The following is a 26,822-nucleotide window of genomic DNA, read 5'->3' on the forward strand; positions in this document are numbered from 1 at the left end:
AATTATTCGTGGGAGCCTGTTACAAGTGTCTTCATCATTCATAAAGCCCCATTCCATACTCAAATGGACTTTCAAAATCCCTCAATAACGGATGCTTCGTATCTTTCTCACTCAGTATCGCTTTATCAGCCGGTATTTTCCAGTCTATTCCTATGCCTTCATCCAAGATACTGATTCCACCATCGGCTTGCGGAGCATAATAGTTGTCACATTTGTACTGAAATACAGCCACTTCACTCAATACGGCAAAACCATGGGCAAAACCTCTGGGAATAAAGAACTGAAGATGATTGTCTTCCGACAATTCTACAGCCACATGCTCACCGTATGTGGGTGATCCTTTGCGAATATCTATAGCTACATCAAGCACGCAGCCTTTAACGCAACGCACCAGTTTACTTTGTGTAAAAGGAGGTAATTGAAAATGGAGTCCGCGCATTACTCCATACGATGACATACTCTCATTGTCCTGCACGAAATTCACTTTGCGCACTTTTTCCTCAAATTCCCGTTGGGAAAAAGACTCGAAAAAGTAGCCGCGTGCGTCTTTGAAAAGGCGTGGCTTAATGATGACCAAACCCTCTACATTTGTTTTTTGTATAAGCATTGTTTTTTATGAAATATGAAATTCTTGTTAGTGTTCAATTCAGAGCATATCCACTCTGTAAGGTATCTCTCGGGATGCCTCACAGAAAATGATTACTAAATTCAATCGGTCGGATTATTTAGAAACTGGATGACAATCTTTTATTCTATTCTCCTTCTATCCTCCATTCCCCCAGCGTCCTCCGCTCCCTGTCGAAGTTAATCCCTACCTTAACTATCGGCAGTCCGCACAGAGCGAAGCGTTCGGGATAATTTTTCAGGTCGATTTGCTGCATGGCGGCATCGGCGGTTTTATCCAGTTTCAGTTCTATGACGTATAGGGTGCTATGGGTGCGCAGCACTACATCCACGCGTCCGCGGGGAGTGCGTACTTCCACGTCCACGTAGAAGCCGAGAAGGCTGAAGATGACATAGAGCAAGGATTGATAATGCCCCTCATAGTCCGTGTTGTCGCACTGCGGAATGGTAGAGAGGAAGGTCTGGAGCAGTTGCAAGGCCTCGTCCATGTTGCCGCGGTCAATGGAATCGAACAGATAGGCTGTCAGCGTGGCGGCACGATTAGCCTCGGTGGGTGGCACATAGTGGGGCAACAGACTTTCCATCAGCCCCAGACGCACCTCTTTGTTGGGGATGTCGAGCGTGTACAGGTCCAAACGGGCGTCATAGTCCTTGATGGTGATGTAACCGCTCTGGTAGAGTAGGGGAATAATGTTTGTCATCTGTTCCGTAGGGGCGTCGAAAGCTGTGGCAAATACCTTCTGTCCTCCTATCTGTTGGGGAGCAACGCCATACTTGTTCAGCATTTCTATCAGATAGGTGGGCGTGCCGCTGCCGAACCAATAAGAGTTCATCTTGCCATCGGCAAAAGCATTCAGCAGGCTGAACGGATTGTATAGGTCGGGTGACGGCCAGGTAAAATGATAACCGTCATAGTGCTCTTTCAGCTTTTCCAGCACCTCCTCACGGGTCAACTTCATGCGCGTGGCCAGCAAATCCAGATCGGTTGACATTTGGGTCAGCATTTCCTCTTCGCTAATGCCACAAATAGCGGCATACGGTTCATCCATGCTGATGTTGTCTATATTGTTCAATTCTCTGGATGGAAAGAACCTCGTGATGCCGGTGAGAAATACAAAATGCAAATAAGGGTCGCATGCCTTGAGCGGGCTGTAGAAATTCCGCATTACGTTCCGAAGCTCGGGCAGGTTCTTCTCTTCATGGATTACGTCGAGAAGCGGAGCGTCATATTCGTCGATGAGAACGACGACCTGCCGACCAGTCTGAGCATAAGCACGTCCTATAAGACCTTGCAGGCGCAGATTGGCACTTATTTCACCTTCTCCCTTGCCATAGATTTCTTCATACCTCAATAACTTGAGATTCAATTCCTGTTCCAGTTGCTCTCTGTCCACGTGCTTCGCTGTGCGCATGTCAAAATGCAGCACCGGGTACGAGATCCATTCCGCTTCCAGTTCCGCTATGGCAAGACCTTCGAACAGTTCTTTCCGGCCTTCGAAATAAGAATGAAGCGTGCTGGTGAGCAAGCTCTTTCCAAAGCGGCGTGGGCGGTTTAGGAACACAGACTTAGGGCCGGAATGCGTCATTCGATAAACATATTCCGTTTTGTCGATATACAAATAATTGCCTTCCCGTATTTTTGAGAAAGTCTGTATTCCTATCGGATAGCGTTTTCGTTGCTGCATCATTTTTCTGTTTTCTCCTTCACGTATGGTTTACTTGTAAAGTAACAAAATCCGTTCGTTTTCTCCAAACAAAGCTTTCACTTCTTCTTCTGATACACGTCATGATCCGTTGCTTTCTTTAAACCGATTTCTTTTATTTTCCTCCTCTTCCTCTCCTCATCAACATATTATTAATTTGTTGCCTCACATTGTCCACCTTTGCACCCGACGTCAGCCGGGAGGCAAAAGGAAGAAGAACCTCGATGAAGGCGCCTTTCACCACTGTGTCCTTGCCCACAAGGGATTCGCTGAGCATGATGTTCACCACACCGGCCAGATCATGGGCGGTGGTACATTCGCCCAGAAGCCGGGTGTACTCATGCACTTTTTTCACGTCGGGCACGTAGGTGAAGAGATGGCACTCGTCATCATTCAGGCTTTCAATGTCCTCGGTTCCTTCGGGACGGATGGCGACCTCGGCAAACTGATCGCCGTAAAAGTGCTGAACGGCGGCAGTAGCCGCGGGGGCTATCATGTTCGTGCCGCCGAATATCTTTATCTCTATTTCCGGTTTGTCGTTCATATTTGTATTATTTATCTCCATTTTCTTTAAACATTTTCAATGTATTATCAACGAGTATTCAATGAATGTAAACAGTTTATAAATGCCTTTTGATGTAGTGGAATGGATGGGTTATTCACCGTATCTTTGTTGACATAAATGTAATAAATATAATCGTGTTATGAAAGAATCTATTATGTCTTTTTTCAATGCTCCCATCACCAACAAAGTGCCTGCCGGAGTATGCAGCATAGCGGGGCTTCATGCCTACATCTCTTCCGATCCCCATCTGAAGGAACTGACACAAATAGTAAGGTCCACTACGGAAAATGATAAGGATTTCCGTAAAAAAAAGCAGACGTTACTGCCTTACGTCACGCCTGCAGGCGTCTTTTCGTACTGTCGGGAGCAGTGCATCGTAGTGCCATCCGGAGCCTTTGTGATAGACATTGACCATCTTGCTTCTGCCGAAGAGGCCATGATGTGGCGTGACCGCCTTTTTGCCGACGAAGTGCTGCAACCGGATCTTGCCTTTGTAAGCCCCAGCGCCAAAGGGGTGAAACTCTTTGTGCCCTACCGCCTCACCCTCACAGATACGCTCGAAAACTCGTTTGACAATGCCCTGCACACCGCCTGGGACTATCTGGAATGGCGACACGGACTAAAGGCCGATGCCGCCAACGCCGATATGTCGAGAGCCTGTTTCCTGGCATACGATGCGGAATGCAAATTAAAAAATAATAATTAAAATCATAAATCACAACTTTTATCGTGAACGAAATTGACATTATCGAGCAATTGACCATTGCCGTAGAACAGGGCGGAGCCAATATTGCCCCCACTTATCAGGAATACATGCCACTGGCTTTTGCTGTGGCCAACAGCTGCGGAGAGGAAGGACGTCGTTTCTTCCATCGCCTTTGTCGCCTCTCCGATAAGTACCGGCATGACGAGGCCGACAAACTCTACGACCACGCTCTGCAGAACGGGCGGGGAGGCAATTCCCTGGGAACAGTGTTTCATCTGGCCCAACTGGCAGGCATACGTTTCGATAAGAAACTTGCAAACTTGCAAAACTTGCAGGCACCCTTCACACCCACACACACGTACGCACGAGGGAAAGGCGGAAACACAGAACAGAAACAACCGCAAAGCACCGAAGATACCGTGATAACAGTTCCCGCAGAAACGTCTGTTTCACTGCCCTGTTTTGCGGAATACAGGTGGCCGCTCTTTCTGCAACAAGTGATAGACTGCGGAGACTCGCCCGCCCAAAGGAACATTCTGCTGCTGGGAGCGCTGACTGTATTCGGAGCCACCCTCAACAAGCTGCTGAGCTTTACCTACGGGCGAAAAAGCAAATATCCGTGTCTGCAAACTTTTGTCATTGCCCCGCCCGCTTCCGGAAAAGGCGCGCTGACGTGGGTGCGCCGGCTGGCGGAACCTCTGCACGACTCGCTTATGGCAGCCTACAGCGAAAAGATGAAAATCTACCGGCGCGAGAAAGCGCAATGGGACGTGCTGGGCAAGGAGAAGGTGAATATCCCCGAACCCGAACAGCCTTGTATGAAGATGTTCCTCATTGCGGGAGACAACTCAGGAGCTGGTATGCTGGAGAACCTGATGGACGCCGATGGAGCCGGACTGATATGCGAGACTGAAGCCGACACCGTGAGTACAGCCATCGGCACGGATTACGGGCACTGGAGCGACACGTTGCGCAAGAGTTTCGATCATGAGCGGCTGGCCTACAATCGCCGTACCAACCACGAATATCGGGAATGTAATAAATCATATCTCAGCGTACTGATCAGTGGAACGCCAGCCCAGGTGAAGCCGCTCATCCCTTCGGCAGAGAATGGCCTCTTTTCGCGCCAGGTGTTCTACTGTATGCCTCCCATTCGTGAGTGGGTGGATCAGTTCGACCAGTCCGGAGCCGACTATGACCGTATGTTCACCCTTTGGGGGGAGCGTTGGAAACGACTGCTCGATGCCCTGACGGCTGCGGTAAGCGGTATAAGCCTGAAGCTCACCGAAGAACAGAAAGACGAGTTCAACGCTCACCTCTCAAGCGTATTCGGCCGTGCAGGCGTGGTTCATGGCGACCACATGAAAAGCGCAGTGGCACGTATTGCCATCAACATCTGCCGTATCATCGGCATCGTGGCATTGATGCGCTCGCTCGACGCCTTGCTGATGGCAACGGACGGCATCGACCCGACTGCTGCTGAAAAGCCTGCGGATGACATGATAAAAGTCTTGCTGGCTTGTCCGGGGCTATCGCCTTCGCCTCATGTTCCGCAAGAGAACGTGCAGGATGGAGTGGTTTCGCAGTTCGAACTCACCGTGGGCGGCGATGACTTTCATGCCGTGCTGTCGCTCGCGGAGCCTCTCTATCTGCATTCGTGTCATATCCTTTCACTTCTTCCGTCGACGGACTCTGTACAGCCACAGAAAGTGTCACAGGAGACGTTTCTGGATGGACTGCCTCTCTGCTTCACTCGCAGCCAGGCCCTTCAGGCAAGTACTCGGTTCGGGATGTCTCCCGGTACGCTCGACTCGCTGCTGAAACGCATGACCGACAAGGGTCAGCTGCAGAAAGACGGTCGGGGAGAATACAGGTTCAAATGAAGAATCCTTCGGAATGTGAATCCATTTGCCTCACGCACGTATATGTGTGCGTGTGTGGGTGTGAGGCCCCCTGTAAGATTTGCAAGTTTGCAAGATTTTTTTTCCCAACTGGGAAAAAAATATTCCCCACTTGGGTACTAATTCTCTCTCCCCATTTTTCTCTCATCAACCCTTTAATTTTTTAATTCTTTCATTTTGAATAACTCCTTTCACCCCGTCTCCATGAAGAAGAGCGAACTGGCCCTTCTCTATTTTCCGGATTCAGCTGTCGCAGTGGCCACCAACCGTCTGATGCGCTGGGTTCACGATTGTCCGCCCCTGATGGAGGAGCTGGAAGCAGTCGGTTATCATCGTTCGCAGAAGTTGCTTACTTCCCGTCAAGTATCGCTAATCATCCGGCACCTGGGCGACCCGTAATGGTGAAACCCATCGGAATCCATCGAAACCCATAAGTTGGTTTCCGGTCAGCCATATCTTTGCCCGGAGTTTTTGAAGTAGTTGAGTAGTTAAGTAGTAATTGCTTACTACTTAACTACATTGAGAATCATTATTAATTAAATTTATTGAGATTATGGGAATCAAAGTAAAAGCCCGTCAGACCAAACTGACGGTGGGCCCCTCAAAAGGGCAGTATCGCTTCATCATGCAGGCAGAAATCTACAGCACGTTGAAACAGGAAAAAGTCATATCCGAAGCTGCTATCCGCTCGGGAATCCCGAAGGGAAGCATCAATGCCGCTTGGGAGGCTATCGGCGATGTGATCAGGGCATGGGCCACAGAGGGCCATTCCGTAGCCGTACCCGGACTGGGTACCATGCGCTTCGGCCTCCAAGCCGCCTCGGTGTCTAAAGTAGAAGACGTAGGTGCGGGACTCATCACCACCCGCAAAGTCATCTTCACCCCCAGTACCACCATCAAACAGGAGTTGAAGGATACTTCCATCAACATTACCTGTTACGATAAGGACGGAAACGTCATCAAGCAAGTCACCTCCTCCGATCCGGGCGACGTGGACGAAGGCGACGGAGGCGGAACCGGAGGCGATGGCGGAATTGAAGGTGATCCGCTGGGATAATTTCTAAGGCCTCAGGCCTTAGAAATTAAAGAATTAATAATTAAAGAATTAAATCAAAAATCTCATCATGTCTGAAACAAAGAATAAAATTACTTGGGTGTCTTTGCTAAAAGCTATCATCCAGGCAGCCATTGCGGCACTCACAGCACTGGGTGTCACCAGTTGTTCAACTGCCATCGAATGTCTGCTGCCATGATACAGGAAACATTTCCTATGACTGTAGGTGAGGAGGAGGTGCGCGATGAGCGCGAACTCCTCACTCGGGTGGAGGGCGGGCTGATGATGGACGCTGTTGATTCGGTGCGTTACATCATCCTGCATTGTTCAGCTACCCGCTGCAACTGTGACTATACTGTGGAACAACTCTTGCGTGACCATCGTACCCGTGGGTTCCGCACCATCGGTTATCATTTTTATGTCCGTCGCGATGGTACGGTCAGCCAGCATCGTCGGTTGCTCGAGGTGGGTGCACATTGCCGTCCCCTCAACCGGTGTTCTATCGGAGTATGCTACGAAGGCGGACTGGACGCGGAAGGGTATCCCGCTAATACGCTCACCCTGGAGCAGTTCGAACAGCTGGAACAACTTCTGTCCCGGTTACTGAAACTCTTTCCGAAGGCAGAGCTCAGAGGCCACCGTGACATGCCGGGAAGCGTGCCGAAAGCGTGTCCCTGTCTCGACTGCCAATCTGTGTTCCGAGCCATTCTCTGAAATGTTCTGGCGAATGCATATCGGTTCCTGTCAGGTCGTACATCCCTGCTTTGAGCAGGGATGCGGCCTTTTTTTGTACATGCGCGCCATACGCTCCTGTCAGCGACGGAAGGTTCAGCTGGAAAGCGATCTGCTCTTGCTTCAATGCGCGGTAATCGGACTTGTCCATATACATATAGCGTTCGGGGTGGGCCAGTAAAGGCCGGTAGCCTTTCTTTTGAATGTGCTTCAGGATAGATGACAAGTTCATGGGTGGATTGAAGCAGGAGGTCTCCACCAGCAGATACGGGTAATCACTTTCGCAGAGCAGGAGCAGGTCGCCGGCTTCCAGACGCTCTTTGAAGAGGTTGTCCATCATGTATTCGGCGGCCAGATTCAGTTCTATCGTACCCCGGTAGGCGGCTTGCAACTCCTCGAATTTCTCTTTCAGGAGAAGAGTGGTATTAGGCATGTCCTCCATCACATGGGGAGTGAGCCACACTTTGTGGATGCCCTGGCTCTCCATCAGGTACAGGATTGTGAGTGATTCATCCATTGTCTTTACCCCGTCGTCTACTCCTGGTAAAACATGGGAATGGTGGTCGGTCATTTCGCGAAGGATACCGCTTTCCGTGATGGGTTGGGATTTGTAAAATAAATGCATGGTAGTGGTGATTCTATATTTAGTGGAATGGCTGTTATTTATCTGACAACCAGCCATTTACTCCCACCCCCCCCCTCGAATCTGCGTTGCTTCCGTAATAGGACGCGTAGCCATAATGATAGCCGTAGCGGTAGCTGTAACGCCCTCCGGTGCTTTCGGTTCCGTTCAGTATCATGGAGAGGTTTTTGAAGCGTTTTTCGGTATACATATTTTCCAACTCGGAAAGCATGGTGCGGTCCAGTAGGCCGGAACGGATCACGAAGATGGTGCGATCCGCCCATTTCTCGATGATCTGCGCGTCGGCCACGATGTCTACGGGCGGACAGTCGAGGAAGATGTAGTCATACTCCGGTCTCAAAGCCGCGATTAGGGTTGCTAATCTGTTGTCTTCCAGCAGTTCCGTAGGATTGGGCGGTATTGTCCCGATAGGGAGGATATGCAGGTTCTCGTATGATTTGTCGGGGACGATGATTTCCCTCCAGTCCTTCACCCGGTTGCCTAGGTAGTCGCTCAGCCCCTTGTCCGGAGAGTCGATGTAGGAAGAAGTGGATCCGTGCCGCAAGTCGCCGTCGATAACCAGTACCTTTTTCTTTTTGATGGCGAAGCTTATGGCTATGTTCAAGGTGAGAAAGCTCTTTCCACTGCCGGGGTTGAACGAGGTCAGCACGAAAACATGCTGGTTGCTGTCCTTGCTTGTCATAAAATCCAAGTTGGAACGCAGCACGCGGAATGCTTCGTTGATGATGTTGCGGCTGCCCTCTTTCACCACGATAGTTTTCATCTCCTGACGTTTCCGAAAACCGTTTATCCATTTTCTCTTCGTTCCGGCGTATTGGGGAATCTCGCCTATGAACGGCACACTCAGATTTTCTAGGTCCTTGCGGCCGCGCACTTTGGTATTCATGTTCTCCTTCATGAAGATGACTACCGCCGGAACCAACAGTCCGATGGCCAATGCCACCAACAGGATATTCATCCTGCGGGGAGCGGTAGGAAACATGCTGCCGCGGGGAGCTGTGATCAGACGGGTGTTGTAGGCGGTGAAGGCTTGCGACAGTTCGTTTTCCTCACGTTTCTGGAGCAGGTATAGATAAAGTTCTTCCTTCACCTTCTGCTGGCGTTCCACCGAAAGCAGGTATTTCGCCTGATTCGGATTGGATGCCAGGCGGTTGGTGGTGGCATCTTCCTGCTGGCGGATGCTGCGGATTTGGGTATTCAGGGAGACGATCAGATTGTCGACCGACTGGATGATGGTGCGCTGCATGCTTTGCAGTGAATTCGCCATGTTACTTACTAACGGATTCTTTTCGCTACTGTTGGCTATCAACCGGTTGCGATCCAGCACCAGATTGTTGTATTCACTGATGAGGGTTTCTATATTGGCGTTGACGATGCCTGAGTTGGTGGGCAACGGCTGATCCGGTTGTTTGGCATTCAGCTCTCTGCGGATATATTGGGCGGTGGAGAGCTGGTTGTTCAGTGCCGACAGCTCTTTCTTGTTCTCGGCGGACTGCGCCATGTATAGACTGGATGCTGCCTGCACGTCGGGCAGCAGATGTTCGCTTTTGTAGCTGGAGATGTTTTCGTCTACATGCCCCAGTTCGCTCTCTATCACGCCCAGACGGTCGCTGATGAACTGCGAGGTGCTGACAGCAATCTGGTTTTTGTCCTGAATCCAGTTCTCGTTATAAACCTCGATCAAAGTATTCAGGATGTCTTCTGCTTTCTGGATGGAGGCATCGTTGATACTGAGATTGATGATGGTGGCATCTTCATTGCCCAATTCGGCCACCAGTGCATTTGCGTATGTGTCGGCGGCGGCACGCACGCTTCCCCTAGAGTATAGGATGGATGTACCTGTAAAAGCGTCGGTAAACTTTTCTGTGGGGGATATGATGATGATCCCGGCCGAGGTCCGTATGGAGTCGCCTATTTGGGCGGAGAATGTTTCTCCTATGCTCTCTCCCGATATTTCAAATTCAGAAATGGTAAACGCTTCTTTTGAAGAGAACTCGATGGTGAAACTTAATGGTACTTCTATTTTGTCGCAGAATGTAATGGTAACGGGGGAACCCTTGTACAGATCAACGCTTTTTAGCCCTCTGCGGATGGTGAACGTTTCGTTCAATCCCAACCGGTTGACCACCTCCGTCATCAGTGTGGGCGATTTCAGTGTCAGCAACTCGTTGTTGATGTTGGTATTGGACTTGAAGATGCCCAAATCGGAAAAGTCGCTCATTGCACTGGTCGAAGAACTGCTTTTTGAGTTGTCCTTGACGAGAATGGCAGCGGTACGGGTGTAAATGGGTGGAGTACTCAGCAGGTACAACACCGCTATAGTCAGAGTAATGAACAGGGAGATGGCGAACCAGTACCATTTGGGAACAAACATGCTCCACAGGTCCTGTATCCGTATAAAGTCGTCGGCGGGTTTGCCGGCAGGTGTTTTCTTTTCAACCATAGTAATAAGTAATTATTTAAACAGCAATACACCCAGGGAGGTGAGGAATGATCCGATGCTAATCCATAATCCTACGCTCTTCACGCTGTTTTCATTCAGTGTGGATTGTCCGGCACGTACTTTGTTGGGCTGCACATACACCACATCGTTCTGCTTCAGGTAATAAACGGGAGATTTGAATAAATCGCAGGAGCGGAGATCCACCCAGTGCGTCACCCGTTCGCCTTTTTCTTCTCGGATCACGAAGATAGCGTCCCGCTTGCCGTAGATGGTTAGGTCACCGGCCATGCTGATAGCTTCCAGCAAGGTTATATAATCTTTCGAGATACTGTATTTCCCGGGAGTCTTCACTTCACCCAGGACGGAGAAGCTGAGGTTCATAAACTCCACGGTGACCACCGGGTCGTTCACCAGGTTCTCCTCTTTCAGCCTTTGTTTTACCAATGCGGCAATCTGACTCCGGGTCATGCCCGCCACGGTGAGGCTTCCCAATACGGGAAAGTCGATGGCACCTTTGTCATCAAGCGTATATCCGGAAATTTCTCCGTTGTTGTTATTGTTGTTCAGTCCTGTGGAGCCTACTCTCTGCTGTACGCGCGTCAGGTTGAACAAAGCCGCCAGTTCGGGGTCTTTGCTTGACACTACGATGGATATCTGATCCTTGGGTTGAACGGTGATATCCTGAGGTGGGGCCACTGCTTCGGGGCTGTTTACCTCCACGTCCTGAAAGTAGATTATCTCTTTCGATGTGTTGCACGATGAGAGCAATGCTAACGAAAATAGCAAGTATAAAAGATGATTTTTCATGTTTTAATTTTAGTATAAAATAGAAATATGAAATATAAGGTATGAAGTATTAATTTCTTGGGCGTTTTTTTTGTAATTTTTGCTGTGATGTAGAAGTGCATCGCTGTCCATACCGCTACGTCCAGCAGAAACAGTACTGTAACGGACAGGTAAGAGGCTAAGAGTGTATTGGCAATAATAAAAAGACAGGCGATGCTCAGGATGAAGCGGAGTGCCTGATGTTGCGACATACCCAAGGCAATGAATTTATGGTGGATATGATTTTTGTCGGGGAGGAACGGAGGCTGATGATTGCGCAGGCGGTGAAGCACTACCCGAACTACGTCCAGCATCGGCACCAGCAGGAAAGAGAAAGCTGTCACGATAGCACCGGGAAAGAGTGCTTCCTTGACGGGATCGGACATACTGAGATGAATGGCCATTACAGCCAGCAACAGCCCGATGGTCAATGAGCCAGTATCTCCCATGAACACTTTCCGTCCGCGACGGGTCTGCCCGAACATATTATAATAGAAGAACGGTATCAGCGCACCTAAAGCCGCAAAGGAGATAAAGGCATACAACCACCAGTGCAGGCAGACGAACATGCAACCAAAAGCGAGGAATGCTATCATACTCAGTCCGGAAGCCAAGCCATCAATGCCGTCTATAAGATTGATGGCATTCATGATATAGACAATGATAAAGACTGTGAACGGTATGCCTACATAGTGGGGTAGTTCATGGATGCCAAACAACCCGTAGAGATTGTCGAAACAAAATCCGGAGGTTACTAATAGAAGGCTGCAAAGTGTCTGGATGACAAATTTGGCACGGTAGCGCATGCCTATCAAATCGTCTCTCATTCCCATCAGATAGAGTATGAAGAGGCAGCTGAATAGTGTGAGCAGGCAGGTGGATTGTTCCCAATTGAGCAAATTGCTGTCTGTACAGAGATTATGGCAGGCGATGGCGAGTGAAATGGGGACAATGATGGATGGAAAAAAAGCTACTCCCCCCAGACGGGGGATGTGCGCTGTATGCAACTTTCGGTCGTCCAACGGATCGAAAAGCCGCCGTCTGAAAGCTATCAGTGATATCTTGGGAATAATCATTGCACTGAGCAGGCAACTGACGGCGAATGCCGCTAAGGTTTCAAAATAGCAGATTGTCATTTATGAAGGATTTGATTAAGTGAAAGCTTGTTTAGATGTATTGATTTATATCTTTCTGAGAAAGCATTGGGGAATATAAGTAGTTGCCACCGCACACACACCTTGTATTGCCACTATCAGGCGGCGGTTTCCTTTGATGCGGTGTATGCAGCCTTCTGCTCCCTTGAATGGACCGTCCGTTACAAGAACCCGTTCGCCGGTGCTGTACTCCATGGGGACGTCGCCGAAATAGTCCAGTCCTTTCTCTCCGGAGGAAGTGACAAGCATGAAAATTTTCATTTCCCGTTCGGGAATAGCTATCGGCAGCTTTTGCCAATTGACAAGACGGGTATATAGGATGACTCGGTCGGTCAGCTTCTGCTGTAACGCCAGTGCTTGTTTCTCTGTGGAATAGAAGAACAGAAGGGAAGAAATGATCGGTTTACGCACGTACTTTTTCACTTCGCCACGTTCCACAAGGATTGTTTCACAAGGAATATAGGTCTCGATTTTGTCTTTATTCAGCGAGTCTTCTATCTCAAATACCTTATTGTAAAAGACTTTGAATGCATACCAATGCATAATTGAAGATACCTCTTCCATATTTGTCGTATCTCACCTAAAAGATATTCCTTCCATTCCTGCGTATCTGAGTGTTTTTGATCTTTAAAACAACTCTGATGCGCAGCAAGCAAGGTTAATCCAATTCTTCGTTTTGTCTGTCGATTTTTGGAACTCGGAAATTCTCCTGACCCAGGAGAAGGTATCCGTAACCCTGTAATTGTACCGTTTCTAAGTAAGAAACGGCACGGCGTTTTAAGGCGTTGAATTCCTGTAGGATAAAAAATATCTTTTTATCCTATTTTTTAGGTTTTGTAGATTCGGTACGATGTCTGGATAATTTTTTTAGAATATATCTATCGAGTTCTATATTAGCATCTGTTTTAAATATCTATTCATTTCTTCTTTTTATAAGTAGTTGCTTATTGTGTTAAAAATCAGTATTTTATACTTGTTTTGAGAGTAAAATATAAACAAATATTTATAGCATTATGTTGTTTTATTCTTTTATTTGTTATATCTTTGCGCTGTAATTTTAAGGTTTCTTACTTAGAAACGTTACGACATAATGCCTCTAAAATTTCTTCATTAGCCTTGTCTATCAGTGAATTTTCTACAGAATCCAAGTATATGAGCGTGGTCTTCTCGGAGGTGTGTCCCATACCTGCACTAATGATGGACAACGGGACGTTGTGTTTACGTGCAACCGTCGCCCAGCTATGCCTTGCGGTATAGGAGGAGAGATGTAGATTTTCTCCTGTCAACCTCCCCAGTTTCTTCAATTTCCGGTTATGATAGCCCAGTGCCGTCTGATATTGTCGGAAAGCCTCTTCCGGATCATTGGACGTAATGATTGGAAAAAGGTAGGGACTGTTGCGGACAAATGGTTCGTAGCGCTCGATAATATCCTTAATAAGAGGTTCTATGCGAATAGTGAGGCGTTGTCCCGTCTTATGGCGGACATAACTAAGTATTCCTCCACTTACATCCTCCTTTTTCAGATAGGCAATATCTACAAAAGCCATTCCGCGGGTGCAATAACTGAAAATAAACATGTCGCGAGAAAAGGCAAGTGGAGCAGAATGTGTCAGGTCCAGTTTTTGTAAACGAACCATAATAGCTTCGGGTACGGCACGTTTGCGGGTACGCTCTACACCGGTATAAACATTCCGAAAAGGAAATGTTTGTTCCATTTGATTCCGGCTTATCACCTTATTATAAGCAGAGCGCAAAGTCCGCATATAAAAAGAACTGCTGTTTTTGCTCACTTTTCGTGTCCGGAGCCATTGCTCATACTCCATGACGAGTCTTTCGTCGACCTGCTTGAGTGGTCTGTCTAAGCCTCCCAGGAAGTCGGAAAAGCTGTTCAATGTCCGTTGGAGATTGCGGGCATTTCCCCACCGACCATCGTTTTTAAGCTCATCGATCAGGGTTGCCAAACAAGACAGCACTGTGTCTCCATTTTCATTCAAAGTACGAAAGCGGTCAATGACATCCGCTAAAGTGTAGTCTCTTCCTTCTCCGTCCCATTCGCATAGAATCCGGCGGATACACAGCAAGTCTTTTTCTATTTGCTGTTGGTAGCGGGCCGACAACCCATTGTTGTCCGCTTCAGCTATGAATGTTTCTTTTTCTGCATCCCACCAATGGGGAAGTACACGCATCCGGGTGTTTATCTGCCTGTTGCTTTGCCTGTGGCATAGCTGATAATAGATGGTGCCGGCTTTGCCTTCCACCGATGATTTTCTGAATTTTACTTTTACAGTCGCCATAGTTTTCTTATCAATTTATAGAAATATATGCTATGTATGACAAAAAAGAAGGATATCTGTTCAAACTATTTTCTTCCGACCTTTGATAGAAATCAAAGAGCTTTATGTAATTCGGATAGAAAACAAACCTATTTGGATAGTTTATCAACCAATCTTAATATATTTGTCTGTATTATTGCAGCTGCTAAAAGTGAGTATTATGAAAGACTTCTTTATTATGATAAAGCGCACATTTATTTTATTACTATTTATTTCGTTATATACCAGCTTGTTTGCGGGTTCTTTCCGCCACCTGAATGTCAGGGAAGGTTTGAGCAGCAGACAAGTTTATCAGATATGCAAGGATTCAACGGGATTTATCTGGGCTTATACCCATATGGGAGTGGACCGTTATGACGGGAACGAGATAAGGCACTATAAGCTAAATGAGACGATAGACTCCAAGGATCATATATTGTCGTTCACGGTGATGGAGATAGATAAGGAGGGAAATCTCTGGATTGCCCTGCGGAATGGCAGAATATACAGGTATGACAAATTGAAGGATTGCTTTGAACTACAAGTGGATTTGTCGCAGTCCATATCCTTTCCGGTCTTGAATGGTATAGAGTTTGAAGAGAATGGGGGATTGTGGCTATCTACATCCACAGGAGTGTATTATTGGAACAGAATCGATAAAGTTTTGTCTCCGGCAGGCCTGATCGGCGAATGGACCAATTGCATTATTAAATCAGCGGAGAACACCTTTTTCGTAGGAACCAATACGGAAGTCTATAAAATGGAGAGAGCGGGAACGACCTGCCAATTATCAAAAGAGAAGGTAGATATTCCTGTGGAGGCTCGTATAGAGGCTTTATTCCTCTACGGTACTAAATTATATGTGGGAACCTTTTCTAACAGTGCATTTGTTATTGATTTGGCCACGAAGCAGGTAAAATCTCTCGATTCCTTTATTCCGGGTATACCTGTCCGGGTTTTTGCCCATGATGGAGACCACTCTATTCTGATAGGAGCAGACGGTGCAGGTGTCTTCAGGATCGATGCTGCTAATGAAACATTGACGGAGCATTATATAACGGATGAAGACGATGAAAGAAGTCTGAATGGTAATACCGTTTCGGACATCTGCGTAGATGAATATGGAGGTATCTGGGTAAGTACCTGTACGAATGGTATCAGCTATCTGGACCCTAATGTACCCGATGTCCGTTGGATCAGGCACGAACGGAATAATCCTTCTTCATTGGTATCCGATCATGTAAATGTAATGCTACAAGACTCAGAAGGTGATTATTGGTATGGCACCAATGACGGAATCAGTGTGTACCGGGTGAAATCAAAGCAATGGATGCACTTTCTGAATGGGAAAGGTTTTGCTTATTCGTCTGTAGTGTTGGCTCTTTGTGAAGATAATGAGGGAAATGTATGGGTAGGTGGTTATGGAATCGGATTATATCGTATTCAAAAGAAATCCGGTGAAGTCCGGAAAATGCCGAGACGGAATAGACAAGCTGATAGTGGCATCTCTACCGACTATATTTATGCTATTTACTCAGAGGGTGATTATATCTGGTTTGGAGGTATTGAAGGTCATTTCACGCGGTATAACAGGCGTACCGATGTTTATACCTATTATCCGATTGATTGTGTAGGGGATATAAAGTATGGTGACAAGAATACATTGCTGATAGCCGGCTGTGACGGTCTGGGTTTCTTCGACAAATCTACGGGGGAAATCAAGTGGCAGCAGAAGTTTGGTGATATTACTTTGCATTATCCTGTCCGTTGCCTGCTGCGTTCATCCTTCGGTGACATCTGGTTGCTTACGGACGGAGAAGGGTTGATTCGTTTTAATCCGGAGAATAACCGTTCCCGTATTTATACAACTGCGGATGGGCTTGTCTCCAACTCTATTAATAGTGTGGTCGAAGATAGTAACGGACATATTTGGTTCAGTACGGAGAAGGAGTTATATTGTCTGGATCTGGTTGAAGATATGGTTATCAATGGCAATGATCTTTTAAATATCGGCTGGGGGTATTATAATTCGAATGCTTCCTTGAAGACAAAAGACGGACATCTGGCATTTGGTACAGCGGAAGGAGCTCTTTTCTTTACACCCTCTTTTGACTTTTCCAAAAGTGCACCGATCGAATTGATATTCACAGATTTTAAATTACCTTATGAGTCGGTAAAAGCAGAAGCCGCCGGTTCGCCATTAACGGCAGGTATCAATGATACCAAGTCTCTGAAACTGAAATACAATCAGAATTCTTTCTCTATCTCTTTTTCGGCTATCAATTTTGTCTCTCCACATAAAATCAGGTATGAATACAGGCTGAAAGACCATGAACGGCAGTGGCATCATAGGGATGTGGCTCAAAGTGTGGGCTATATGGATCTTCCTCCCGGAAAATATACTTTTGAATTGCGCGCATTCGATAAATATACCCAGCAACAGGTTGGCGAACGTTCGGTAGAAATATCTATCGATCATCCGCTTTGGGCATCCTGGTGGGCCATAGCGATCTATCTGATTTTGCTTGTGATATTAGGTTATTTCTTTTTCCAGTTCAGACGGCAAAGGGTGCGGGAGAATAAAATCAGGGAACGGATTCATTCGTTTATAGGGGTTGCCCATGATATACGCACTCCGGTAACATTGATAAAAGCTCCGCTGAGTGAACTTGAAGAACGGGGTGACTTGTCTGAAGAGAGTAAGAAGAAATTGGCAATTGCAGTGAAGAATGCCGAGAAGCTTTTTTCGATGATTACTCAGTTGCTGGAATTGCAAAAGGTGGAAGCACACCCGGAACATCTTGAAGTGGCATTATATAATGTAAAGGCGTACATGGAAGATAAGTTATCTGCTTTCCGTGTGGCTGCAGCCCAAAAGGAGATAGAGCTTTATCTGGAGGTAGAACCGGGAATGCCTGAGGTATGGCTGGACAAGAACAAGATGGATCATATAATGGATAATCTGCTTTCTAATGCTTTGAAGTATACAGAGAAAGGTTCCATAGGTATTGTAGTGAGACAGACTAAAAACAAATGGATTGTTGAAGTAAGGGATACAGGAGTCGGTATTCCTGCAGAAGAACAGAAGAATATCTTTAATGAGTATTATCGTGCTAAGAATGTGGTAGACTCTCAGGAACAGGGCATCGGCATTGGTCTGATGATTACTTCCCGCATTATCAAGCAACATCATGGTAAGATAGAATTCAGCAGTATAGAGAATAAAGGGACTACGTTCACTGTTGCATTTCCCAAGAAACTACGATCGGGTATGGTGGTTGTGGCGAAGGAGGATTTTCCGGAAGTAACGTCTCCTGATGTTTCATCTCAGGAGGAGGATGACAAGACGGATAAAAATATTCTGTTGCTGGCCGAGGATGATAAAGATATGCGTGAGTATCTGACGGACAGCTTGTCTTCCGAATATAAGGTAATCAGTGTACCCGATGGAGGAAAGGCATTGGATATGGCGAGGGAAATTAATCCGGATATTATTATTTCGGATATCATAATGCCTGTAATCCAGGGGGATGAGTTGTGCCGGATCTTGAAATCTTCTGTTGAGACCAGTCATATCCCTGTGATTTTGTTAACCGCCCTTTGTGAAAGAGAGAATATTATATTAGGATTGGAATCCGGGGCAAATGACTATATCATTAAACCTTTCGACCTGTCTGTGTTAAAAGTAAGGCTTCGTAATATACTTCAGAACAGGCAACATCTCAGGGACACCGTCCTATCTTCGGATATACCTGTCAATGAAGTAGATTATAGTAGCCAGTTGGATAAAGAATTCTTAGATAATGCTATGGCAGCTATTGATGAGAATATGACTAATCCGGAATTCTCAATCAATGACTTCTGTCGTGCGTTAGGTATGAGTCGTACATCCGTTTATAATAAGATAAAAACTTTGACAGGGCAAGGGCCTAATGATTTTATCCGTATTGTGCGGCTGAATAAATCGAAAGAGCTTTTGCTTTCACAGAAATACTCAATAGGAGAAGTGGCATCCATGGTTGGCTTTTCAGACCCCAAATATTTCAGTACGTGCTTTAAAAAACAGTTTGGCACAAGCCCCAGCAAATTTTAGAGTATAAAAACTGTATTTAAACTTAAGTGGATAAGTAGCGAACCTTTTTTGTTAAAGAATCAACTTTCGTTTCCTTGATTGTGCGTAATATTGTGGTCAATAGTAACCTTCTAAAAATGCAGATAAAAAATGGAAACGTATTTAGGCCTGGATTTGGGCGGAACTAAATTATTGATTGGCGAAATTGATAGTCGCGGCAATATCTTGAGGTACAAAAAATATGACTCCGGATATTTTAACCAACAAGCAGCGCTGGATATTATCAAACTATCACTGGATGATTATATCAAAACCGTAGGATGGTATGATAAGAAACCTTTGGCCATGGGAGTGGGATTGATCGGACGGGTAGATCCTAATCAGGGTATCTGGTTGCAGATAGATCCCAGCAGGACGCAACCTATTGCTTTGGCTAAGGAATTAGCGGATATTTATGGCATTCCCTGCCATATAGATAATGATGTGAAAAGTGCCACGCGTGCCGAACGTGTGTGGGGCTTCGGGCAAATTTCCAAAAACTTCATCTATTTAAATATAGGAACGGGTATTGCAGTCGGCACGGTTGTGAACGGCAGGCAGATACGCGGTAGCCATTTTAATGCCGGTGAAGTGGGACATGTGCGGGTAGGAGTCAATGTAGGAATCAAATGCACTTGTGGAAGAATGGATTGTGTAGAGGCTATAGCTTCCGGTATTGGTTTCGACCGTTGTGCAAGAATACTTCAGAATGATTATACCACGGATTTACACATTCCTGCCGACAAAGGGGAACGGATACCTGTCAGTGAGATTTTTGCATTGAGTCGTAAAGGTGATCCTTTATGTGTGAAACTGGTGGAGAATGCTTCCGAAGCATTAGCGAATCTTGTAATGAACCTGGTGCGGGTAACAGATCCGGAGACAATCGTTTTAGGTGGCGGTGTAGTGGCAGACGGATATATTCATGCGAAGATAATGGAGTTGCTGAATCCGACCACTATGCGTTTTGTAAGCAATGGCGTGGTTATCACAAAGTTGAATCCGGAATTCATAGGTTTACTGGGTGCAGGTGCTGTGGCCATGAATATGTAAATAGTGGTTAGTGATTAATGATTAGTGATAAGAAAGTGGACTCATGAAAATAACTATAGCAAAGAGCGAAAAAGAATTTGATTGCATTGCTGCATGGCAGATTATTGGTGAAATTCTAAATAAACCGGAAGCTGTTATCGGGCTTTCGACAGGACGTACGACCGGAAATCTGCACCGGATGGTTGGAGAAATATATTCCCGTTATCCTTTCAATGTCTCTGCGGTCACTTTCTTCGGATTGGATGAAGTGGTGAATGTGCCGCGTGAATATGCCGGAGCATGTTATACGATGCTGAAAACGGAAATTATAGATGCATTGGGTATTAAAGATGAGAACTTCCTGATGTTGCCTACAGTTTCAGATGATTTCGGGAAAGCTTGTAGGGAATTTCAGGAAGAAATTGCCAAGCGTGGAGGTATTGACTTGCTGATTCTGGGTTTGGGAGAGAACGGACATTTAGGTTTCAATCAACCTCAGTCCCCTTTGGGAGGAGATACGTGGGTTACTAAGATGAATCCGGAATTGGAAGAACGCATTCGTAGAGAAACCCACACCCCGTCGGAGAAGGAACTGGGAGGGGTAACTCTGGGGATAAAAAATATCATGCAGGCACGCCGGATTATACTGGTGGCCAAAGGCAGTAACAAAGCTGAGGTCGTGAAACAAATGCTGGAAGGACCTGTCACGTCTGATGTTCCAGCCTCTGTCCTTCAGTTGCATCCGGATTGTGAGTTTCTGCTGGATGTTGCTTCTGCAGCTAAGTTATCTGAAAAATAATCATTTACTAATACTACACGATGACACACCAAGAAAAACAAATCAATTACATGGGACCGTTTCTTACAATGGTCTTCCTGTTCCTTATAGTGGGCTTCCTGACAACTGCCAATACTCAGTTTCAGGGGCCGTTGAAGGAAACGTTTCTTATGAAAGTAGGTAATCTGAAGAATACATTTGCGACTCTGATTACTTTCTCGTGGTTCCTTGCCTACCCTATTTGTGGGAGTATAGGTTCATCCTGGATTAGCAAGTATGGCTATAAAGGAACCTTGATCCGTGGGCTTTGGGTGATGATTATCGGTCTGGGGCTCTTTTTTGTTTCATCTTATTTTACCGTTCAATTTCCTGATGCTGCTATCAGAATGGGAGAGAGTATTATTCCTATAGGATTCTTTATATTTCTATTAGGATCATTTGTTGTGGGTGCTTCGGCCACGATTCTGCAGGTAGTTATCAATCCTTATCTTACCGCTTGCCGTGTGAAAGGGACACAAGCCATCCAACGTTTGGCTATTGGGGGTACGGCAAACTCTGTGGGTACTACGATTGCCCCTTATTTCGTGACCGGTGTTGTGTTTGGTGGCCTGGCTATGGAAGATATTCAAATCAGTCAGTTGATGATGCCTTTCTTTGCATTGATGGTAACTATAGCTGTAGTTGTTTTTTTATTGATGAGACTATCTTTGCCGGACATACAGGGTACACGGGTAGAGAAAGGGGAGAAGTTGGAGAAAAGTGTATGGTCATTCCGTCACTTGACATTGGGAGTTTGTGCTATCTTTTGTTATGTGGGTGTAGAGGTTTGCATTGGTGCGAATATCAATTTATATGCCATTGAGCGGAATTGTCCTTCACCTGCCTTGCTGGCCACACTCTATTGGGGTGGTATGCTGATCGGACGACTGGTAGGAAGTTCGTTGAGCAAAGTTTCCCCTCGTGTGCAACTGACCGTAACTACCATATCGGCAGGTGTGTTGGCTTTGCTGGCTATCATCTTTAATAATCCCTGGTTACTGACAGCAGTTGGACTTTTCCATTCTATCATGTGGGGAGCTATCTTCACATTGTCTGTGGCTCATTTGGGTAAATATACTTCGGTGGCCTCCGGTGTATTCATGATAGGGGTAGTGGGTGGTGCCATCCTGCCTTTGTTGCAAGGTGTCTTCGCTGACTTGCTGGAAAGTTGGAGATGGTCTTGGTTTATTGTAATTTTGGGAGAAGTATTTATGCTGTATTATGCATTGATAGGTTCTCGTGTTCGTCAAACAGCTGATTAACTATTATAATAATATTATGAAAAGAATGAGATTAATGATTCTGACTGCATTGGCGGTATTGTTGTCGTGCAGTAGTAAAGCAGGAGAGTTGCGTATGGCTTCTTCGGATACAAAAGTTATTGTAGCTTATGTGACTTCTTGGAGTAGTATCATGCCGGACCCGCAATATATGACGCATATTAACTATGCATTCGGGCATGTCAGTGAAACTTTTAACGGGGTTGGTATTGCAAATGAGAACCGTCTTCGTGAGATTGTTGCATTGAAGGCGCAGAAACCGGAACTGAAAATAATGCTTTCTATCGGTGGGTGGGGAAGTGGCCGTTTCAGTGAAATGGCTGCCAATGATAAGTATCGCTTGGCTTTTGCAAAGGACTGCAAGCGTGTAGTGAAAGAGTTCGATCTTGATGGTATTGATATAGACTGGGAATACCCTACCAGTGCAGCAGCCAATATTTCTGCTTCACCGGATGATACAAAGAACTTCACATTACTGATGAGGGATATACGGAAAGAGATAGGAAAGAAGAAATTGCTGACTCTTGCTACGGTAGCTTCTGCAGAGTATATAGATTTTAAGGCGATTCTTCCCTATATTGATTTTGTCAATATCATGTCTTATGATATGGGGAATGCTCCCAAACATCATGCAGCTTTGTATCGTTCGGAGAACAGTGGCTGGATGACCGCTGATGCTGCCGTTGAGGCTCACCTCAAAGCCGGTGTGCCTGCTTCTAAGTTAGTGATGGGCATGCCTTTCTATGGCCGTGGTGGCGATGGATATCCTAACTTTCAGGATTTCAACAAGGTAGGCCATACCAAAGAGTATCGTGAATGCTGGGATGAGGTAGCCAAGGTTCCCTATTTGGCCAATAAAGCAGGAAAGCTTGTCTTCGGTTATGAAAATCCCCGTTCGTTGGCCATAAAATGTCAGTATATCCTGAAGCAGAAACTGCTGGGCGGCATGTATTGGGACTATGACGGTGACAACGAGCAAGGCGATTTGCGTCGTACGGTCTACGAAGGATTGATAGAACAGAAACCTTTCTATGACAGGACTTATCGTGTACTGGTACTTACCGAAAGCCAAGGCCAGCATAAACCTTTCTCGGATGCGGCAGTGAAGTGGCTGGTGGATGAGAGCAAGGTGCAGAATCTGCAGATACAGATATTGAACAACACCCGTCTCCTGGCTCAGAAGGAAGTGTTGGAGGGTACGGATTTAGTCATTCAGTTGGACTTCCCGCCTTATACCTGGCCGAAGGAAGCAGAGCAGAACTTCATCAACTACATTAACGAAGGTCGTGGCGGTTGGATTGGTTTCCATCATGCTACTTTGCTGGGAGACTTTGACGGTTATCCTCTGTGGCAATGGTTCTCCGATTTCATGGGCGGTATTCGTTTCCAGAACTATATCGCTCCGCTTGCTGATGGCACAGTGATTGTGGAAGACAAGGAACATCCGGTAATGAAAGGCGTCGACGCTTCTTTTGTGGTTCAGGATGACGAGTGGTATACGTACGACAAGTCTCCGCGTCCCAATGTTCGCGTCTTGGCACATGTGGACGAGTCCACTTATACACCCGCTTCCGCTGTCAAGATGGGCGACCATCCGGTAGTGTGGGTGAACGAAGGCAAGGCTGCCCGGAATGTTTATTTCCAGATGGGGCATAGTCCGAAGCTTTTCCAGTCGGACGACTTCACGATGATGCTTAGCAATGCTATCCGCTGGACTTTGAAGAAATAAATTCTACCTGTAGTTTATGCATGTTTTTGCATATACTCATACATTCATTCTCTGTATCTCCCTGTTCATAGACATTATAGCGGTGGTGAAAACAATTAAAAAAGGGTGTAGGCAATTTTTGCCTACACCCTTTTTTAATGGGACATTCATTTGATTGTCTTACTGTTAATGCCGAATATCTACATAAACCTACCCTTTCAAAACCTACTTATTTTCCCGCTTCTTCTCTTTATTTTGATACGAAATGTATCGAATTGCATCTGTTTTGCTTGTAGTACTCCTCTTCGCCTGTAGTCTCCGTAGACTATACTACTGTTTGTTGCTCCAAAGCCTTCAGGTGAAGAAACAGCAAAACACAAGTAAATACCAAAAAGTCTGCCGAAGAACTTTAGCTCTCCGGCAGACTTGAAATGTTTACAGATCAGGCTATGACTTCTTTGTATAGAGTTTAATCTGTCTTAATCTGAATCTTGGTGATTGTTATGTCGCCGCCAATGATGAGAGCGGTTTCAGCGCCATTCATTGTTGCCGCCATACCTTCCGAGATTTTGAATTCCAGGAAGTCCTCACCAGCGGCAAGAACGATGTTGTTACCGCTTTCACCGCCATCGCGGATGAAAGGAGCACCCCACCAACCATCGCACAGACAGAAAGTCTGAGGAGCATCATGGTGAGTGAATGTGAACTTAATAGTTTGGCCGGCTTCTGGCGTTATTGCCGAGAGGTCAAGCTCGGATGCTGGGAGATACCACCACCAGCCAGTAGTGTATTCGCCTTCCCAGATTGAAGCATAGTCTTCACCTCCTTCGCTGCCACCTGCAACCTCGTCAGACAGTGTTACCTCTGGCAAAGTATATTTCTTGCCACTGCAGTCTTCGAGGGTAACTTGGGCAGGTCCGGCTTTTATACCCATTGGCGAATAGATGTAGAGAGAACCGGTAGCTTTGCGCTTAAAGTTGCTTGCATCTACAACAATGTCCTTGCCGTCTTCACCGGGGAAATAAGCCTTGGTGATAAATTCGAGGTCGTTGCCGTACACCTCCACACATTCGTTGATTTTTATTTCCTTGTCAAGAGGAGCCACGCGCAAAGGCTCGGGCTTGCCGACAGTCAGCATCATGACCGACTCTGCCGATTCGCCGTTGGCTTCTATTGTTACTGTTCCCCCCTCTGCAGAAACGCCGGCAGGAGTTATTACAGAGATATAGCCGTTGCCTATTTTGGTAATGTTGTTCACAGAGACATTGCCAGGGAACACAACGGAAATGGTCTTCTCAAGACCCGTACCAGTGATGGTGACAACCTGTCCTTCCATAACTTTTGTAGGCAGGACAGTATTCACCATAAGCACATCGTTGGCATCCGCTACATCATCGTCGCTGCACGAGGTCAGTGCCATGTTCGACAGCAAAGCGAATCCTAAGATCAGAAGATATATAATATGTTTTTTCATAAATCTTATTCGTTTGAAATTTCATTGAATCAGTTTTACCAATTGGGGTTTTGCTTCAGATTGCCATTCTTCTGAATTTCAGACTGCGGAATCGGGTACAGGTTGTACTTCTCGTACCACTGGCGAGTCTTAGTAACTCGATTGAGAATCAAGTTGCCGTTTCCATTCAGTTTGAAGTCTGCCACATCAACATTCTTGAAGAACTCGGCCCCTTTCTTCCAGCGACGTACATCCCAGAAGCGCTGACCTTCGAAAGCAAGCTCTACCATACGCTCACGCATGTAGCGCTCTTCGAAACCGTTGTTTCCTTGGAATTCAGGCATCATGATGTCAGGACGGTTACGAAGCACATTGATAGCCTCGTTGGCTGACATGCCAAAATCTCCCTGTTCGTCAGCATTGCCGTAATAGTTGTACATAGCCTCTGCATAGTTGAGGTAAACTTCGGCCAGACGCATCACAATCCAGTTGTGGCGTGTTGTAGTCTGGTTGTTGGCTGTGGTGACACAGTTGCCGTCCACAAACTTCTTCAAGTAGTAGCCCGTGGGAGTTGCGCCGTACTTAGGAGCACCGTTGAAGCCGCTCTGATACGTTTCAATGGCAATCTGCTGAGTTGTGTTAGATGGCCAGAGATCGCCGTTCTTCACTACAGTGAGTTCGAAACGTGGGTCAAGACCATCGTATGGATTCTCAGTAGTTACATCAACATCTCCAGGATGTTTCTCCTTGAATGTCTTGCCATCGGCCTGATATTCGTATGCGTCCACCAGTGCCTGTGTAGGGCAGTTGCCGGAGTTTCCGTTCTCTACACCCACAGGATAATTGTACTGCTCGAAGGTGTTGCTTGCCTGGGTGCCAAGAACGAAGATAAATTCAGAATTGGTGAATGTATCGTGCCCCCATAGTTTGGCATACTCGCTGAGTTTGTAGCCCCAGCGCTGTGCATTATCGATGATGACCTTGCTGGCAGCAGCGGCCTCTTTCCAAATCTCCTTGTTGTTGTCTGTATTAAACAAGGGTGAAGCCTGATAAAGAAGTACGCGTGCCTTCAGTGCAAGGGCAGCACCACGGGTGGCACGACCAATTTCCTGACCAGGAATGTCATTATACGACACGGGCAGATATTCAGCCACGGCATCCAATTCGTTGATGATGAACTTGAACACATCCTTGGCTGGAGTGCGTTCCACGCTGTTGGCCTGCTCATTGGTGAGGGTTGTGGTCACTAAAGGCACATCGCCGTAGGCACGTACCAACTCGAAGTAGAAATAGGCACGGAGGAAACGCAACTCGTAAGGGAATATCTCAAACTGCTGCACCATGGTCTGGTAGTCGGGATCATATTCATAATCCGACAAGTCTATCTTGTGGATGCGCTCAAGGTACATGTGTACCTGAGTGATGGCACGGTATGACCTATCCCATGTGGTGGAAAAAGGATTCGAAGGAGTCCAACCACCGTTGAAATACTTGTGGATGGGTGAGAAGGAAAGTGCAAACTCAGACTCGTCTGTGGCACTGGCTATCAGGGCGCCATTACCGTAGGAATCGTCCTTGAATTCGCTCGGCATTTGTGCGTAGACATCGTATACAAGAGCCTTGACACCATTGAGGGGGCTGTTGTAGGTCCAGTCTTCGTCACGATTCGAAGCTTCGTTGTAATCTAGGTCGGCACAGCCTACAAAGACTACTGCCGCCATACCTAAAAGAGTATATGTTATTTTGTTCATAAATGTAT

Annotated in this window: 22 protein-coding genes; 11 read left to right on the forward strand and 11 right to left on the reverse strand. The window is 46.4% G+C overall.

What is annotated here, in order from left to right; translation table 11 throughout:
• Positions 1-34: 34 nt before the first annotated feature.
• The 3 genes from rfbC to DW036_RS10730 all read right to left on the reverse strand — a co-directional run bounded on the left by rfbC (position 35) and on the right by DW036_RS10730 (position 2,871).
• On the reverse strand, positions 35-607 hold the full coding sequence (rfbC, locus tag DW036_RS10720; protein WP_118464114.1) for a dTDP-4-dehydrorhamnose 3,5-epimerase: 573 nt from the start codon (positions 605-607) through the stop codon (positions 35-37).
• Between the two features lie 145 nt (positions 608-752).
• Positions 753-2,312 (reverse strand): ATP-binding protein, encoded by a 1,560-nt coding sequence (locus DW036_RS10725; RefSeq protein WP_118464117.1) that lies wholly within the window; start codon positions 2,310-2,312, stop codon positions 753-755.
• Positions 2,313-2,442: 130 nt separating this feature from the next.
• Positions 2,443-2,871, reverse strand: coding sequence for a hypothetical protein (locus DW036_RS10730; RefSeq protein WP_229114861.1), 429 nt, complete (start codon positions 2,869-2,871; stop codon positions 2,443-2,445).
• Positions 2,872-3,031: 160 nt separating this feature from the next.
• On the opposite strand from DW036_RS10730, the gene DW036_RS10735 reads away from it, so the two are divergent.
• The 6 genes from DW036_RS10735 to DW036_RS10755 all read left to right on the forward strand — a co-directional run bounded on the left by DW036_RS10735 (position 3,032) and on the right by DW036_RS10755 (position 7,267).
• The gene (locus tag DW036_RS10735) at positions 3,032-3,598 is read left to right on the forward strand and encodes a BT4734/BF3469 family protein (RefSeq protein WP_118464123.1); all 567 of its coding nucleotides are present in this window, start codon (positions 3,032-3,034) and stop codon (positions 3,596-3,598) included.
• Between the two features lie 23 nt (positions 3,599-3,621).
• Complete coding sequence (locus DW036_RS10740) at positions 3,622-5,481, forward strand: DUF3987 domain-containing protein (RefSeq protein ID WP_187374597.1); 1,860 nt, start codon at positions 3,622-3,624, stop codon at positions 5,479-5,481.
• A gap of 222 nt (positions 5,482-5,703) precedes the next feature.
• Positions 5,704-5,898, forward strand: coding sequence for a DUF4248 domain-containing protein (locus tag DW036_RS10745; RefSeq protein ID WP_118464128.1), 195 nt, complete (start codon positions 5,704-5,706; stop codon positions 5,896-5,898).
• A gap of 154 nt (positions 5,899-6,052) precedes the next feature.
• A complete protein-coding gene (locus tag DW036_RS10750; RefSeq protein WP_118464131.1) occupies positions 6,053-6,556 on the forward strand; it encodes a DNA-binding protein in 504 nt (167 codons plus the stop codon).
• A 67-nt stretch (positions 6,557-6,623) separates the two neighbouring features.
• On the forward strand, positions 6,624-6,752 hold the full coding sequence (locus DW036_RS25520; protein WP_022392964.1) for a smalltalk protein: 129 nt from the start codon (positions 6,624-6,626) through the stop codon (positions 6,750-6,752).
• Positions 6,749-7,267, forward strand: a complete 519-nt coding sequence (locus tag DW036_RS10755; RefSeq protein WP_118464134.1) for an N-acetylmuramoyl-L-alanine amidase — start codon at positions 6,749-6,751, stop codon at positions 7,265-7,267. The genes DW036_RS25520 and DW036_RS10755 overlap by 4 nt, the downstream gene beginning before the upstream one ends.
• On the opposite strand, the gene DW036_RS10760 is transcribed toward DW036_RS10755, so the two are convergent.
• From DW036_RS10760 to DW036_RS10785, 6 genes are all read right to left on the reverse strand, one after another.
• The gene (locus DW036_RS10760) at positions 7,182-7,910 is read right to left on the reverse strand and encodes a tyrosine-protein phosphatase (protein ID WP_118464310.1); all 729 of its coding nucleotides are present in this window, start codon (positions 7,908-7,910) and stop codon (positions 7,182-7,184) included. The two genes, DW036_RS10755 and DW036_RS10760, sit on opposite strands and share 86 nt — an antisense overlap.
• A 34-nt stretch (positions 7,911-7,944) precedes the next feature.
• On the reverse strand, positions 7,945-10,371 hold the full coding sequence (locus tag DW036_RS10765; RefSeq protein WP_118464136.1) for a polysaccharide biosynthesis tyrosine autokinase: 2,427 nt from the start codon (positions 10,369-10,371) through the stop codon (positions 7,945-7,947).
• Between the two features lie 12 nt (positions 10,372-10,383).
• Complete coding sequence (locus tag DW036_RS10770) at positions 10,384-11,178, reverse strand: polysaccharide biosynthesis/export family protein (protein ID WP_118464139.1); 795 nt, start codon at positions 11,176-11,178, stop codon at positions 10,384-10,386.
• Positions 11,175-12,332, reverse strand: coding sequence for an MraY family glycosyltransferase (locus tag DW036_RS10775; RefSeq protein WP_118464142.1), 1,158 nt, complete (start codon positions 12,330-12,332; stop codon positions 11,175-11,177). Before DW036_RS10775 ends, DW036_RS10770 begins: the two co-directional genes overlap by 4 nt.
• A 45-nt stretch (positions 12,333-12,377) precedes the next feature.
• Entirely contained in the window at positions 12,378-12,914 is a 537-nt protein-coding gene (locus DW036_RS10780; protein WP_118464144.1) for a UpxY family transcription antiterminator, read from the reverse strand.
• A 503-nt stretch (positions 12,915-13,417) separates the two neighbouring features.
• The gene (locus DW036_RS10785; protein WP_118464146.1) at positions 13,418-14,644 is read right to left on the reverse strand and encodes a site-specific integrase; all 1,227 of its coding nucleotides are present in this window, start codon (positions 14,642-14,644) and stop codon (positions 13,418-13,420) included.
• A gap of 199 nt (positions 14,645-14,843) precedes the next feature.
• Here DW036_RS10785 and DW036_RS10790 point away from each other — a divergent pair, with 199 nt between their 5' ends.
• From DW036_RS10790 to DW036_RS10810, 5 genes are all read left to right on the forward strand, one after another.
• Positions 14,844-18,755: a two-component regulator propeller domain-containing protein gene (locus DW036_RS10790; protein ID WP_118464148.1), complete on the forward strand. Its 3,912-nt coding sequence runs from the start codon at positions 14,844-14,846 to the stop codon at positions 18,753-18,755.
• A gap of 129 nt (positions 18,756-18,884) precedes the next feature.
• Positions 18,885-19,826, forward strand: coding sequence for an ROK family protein (locus DW036_RS10795; protein ID WP_118464150.1), 942 nt, complete (start codon positions 18,885-18,887; stop codon positions 19,824-19,826).
• Between the two features lie 43 nt (positions 19,827-19,869).
• The gene (locus tag DW036_RS10800) at positions 19,870-20,604 is read left to right on the forward strand and encodes a 6-phosphogluconolactonase (RefSeq protein ID WP_118464152.1); all 735 of its coding nucleotides are present in this window, start codon (positions 19,870-19,872) and stop codon (positions 20,602-20,604) included.
• Positions 20,605-20,624: 20 nt separating this feature from the next.
• Positions 20,625-21,884: an MFS transporter gene (locus DW036_RS10805; protein WP_118464154.1), complete on the forward strand. Its 1,260-nt coding sequence runs from the start codon at positions 20,625-20,627 to the stop codon at positions 21,882-21,884.
• Between the two features lie 16 nt (positions 21,885-21,900).
• Positions 21,901-23,631, forward strand: coding sequence for a glycosyl hydrolase family 18 protein (locus tag DW036_RS10810; protein ID WP_118464156.1), 1,731 nt, complete (start codon positions 21,901-21,903; stop codon positions 23,629-23,631).
• A gap of 448 nt (positions 23,632-24,079) precedes the next feature.
• Here the strand turns inward: DW036_RS10810 and DW036_RS10815 are convergent, their stop codons facing one another.
• Positions 24,080-25,084: an IPT/TIG domain-containing protein gene (locus DW036_RS10815; protein ID WP_118464158.1), complete on the reverse strand. Its 1,005-nt coding sequence runs from the start codon at positions 25,082-25,084 to the stop codon at positions 24,080-24,082.
• Positions 25,085-25,119: 35 nt separating this feature from the next.
• A complete protein-coding gene (locus DW036_RS10820) occupies positions 25,120-26,814 on the reverse strand; it encodes a RagB/SusD family nutrient uptake outer membrane protein (RefSeq protein ID WP_118464160.1) in 1,695 nt (564 codons plus the stop codon).
• Between the last annotated feature and the right edge of the window lie 8 nt (positions 26,815-26,822).

Source organism: Bacteroides sp. AF39-11AC (assembly GCF_003474285.1).
GTDB lineage: Bacteria > Bacteroidota > Bacteroidia > Bacteroidales > Bacteroidaceae > Bacteroides.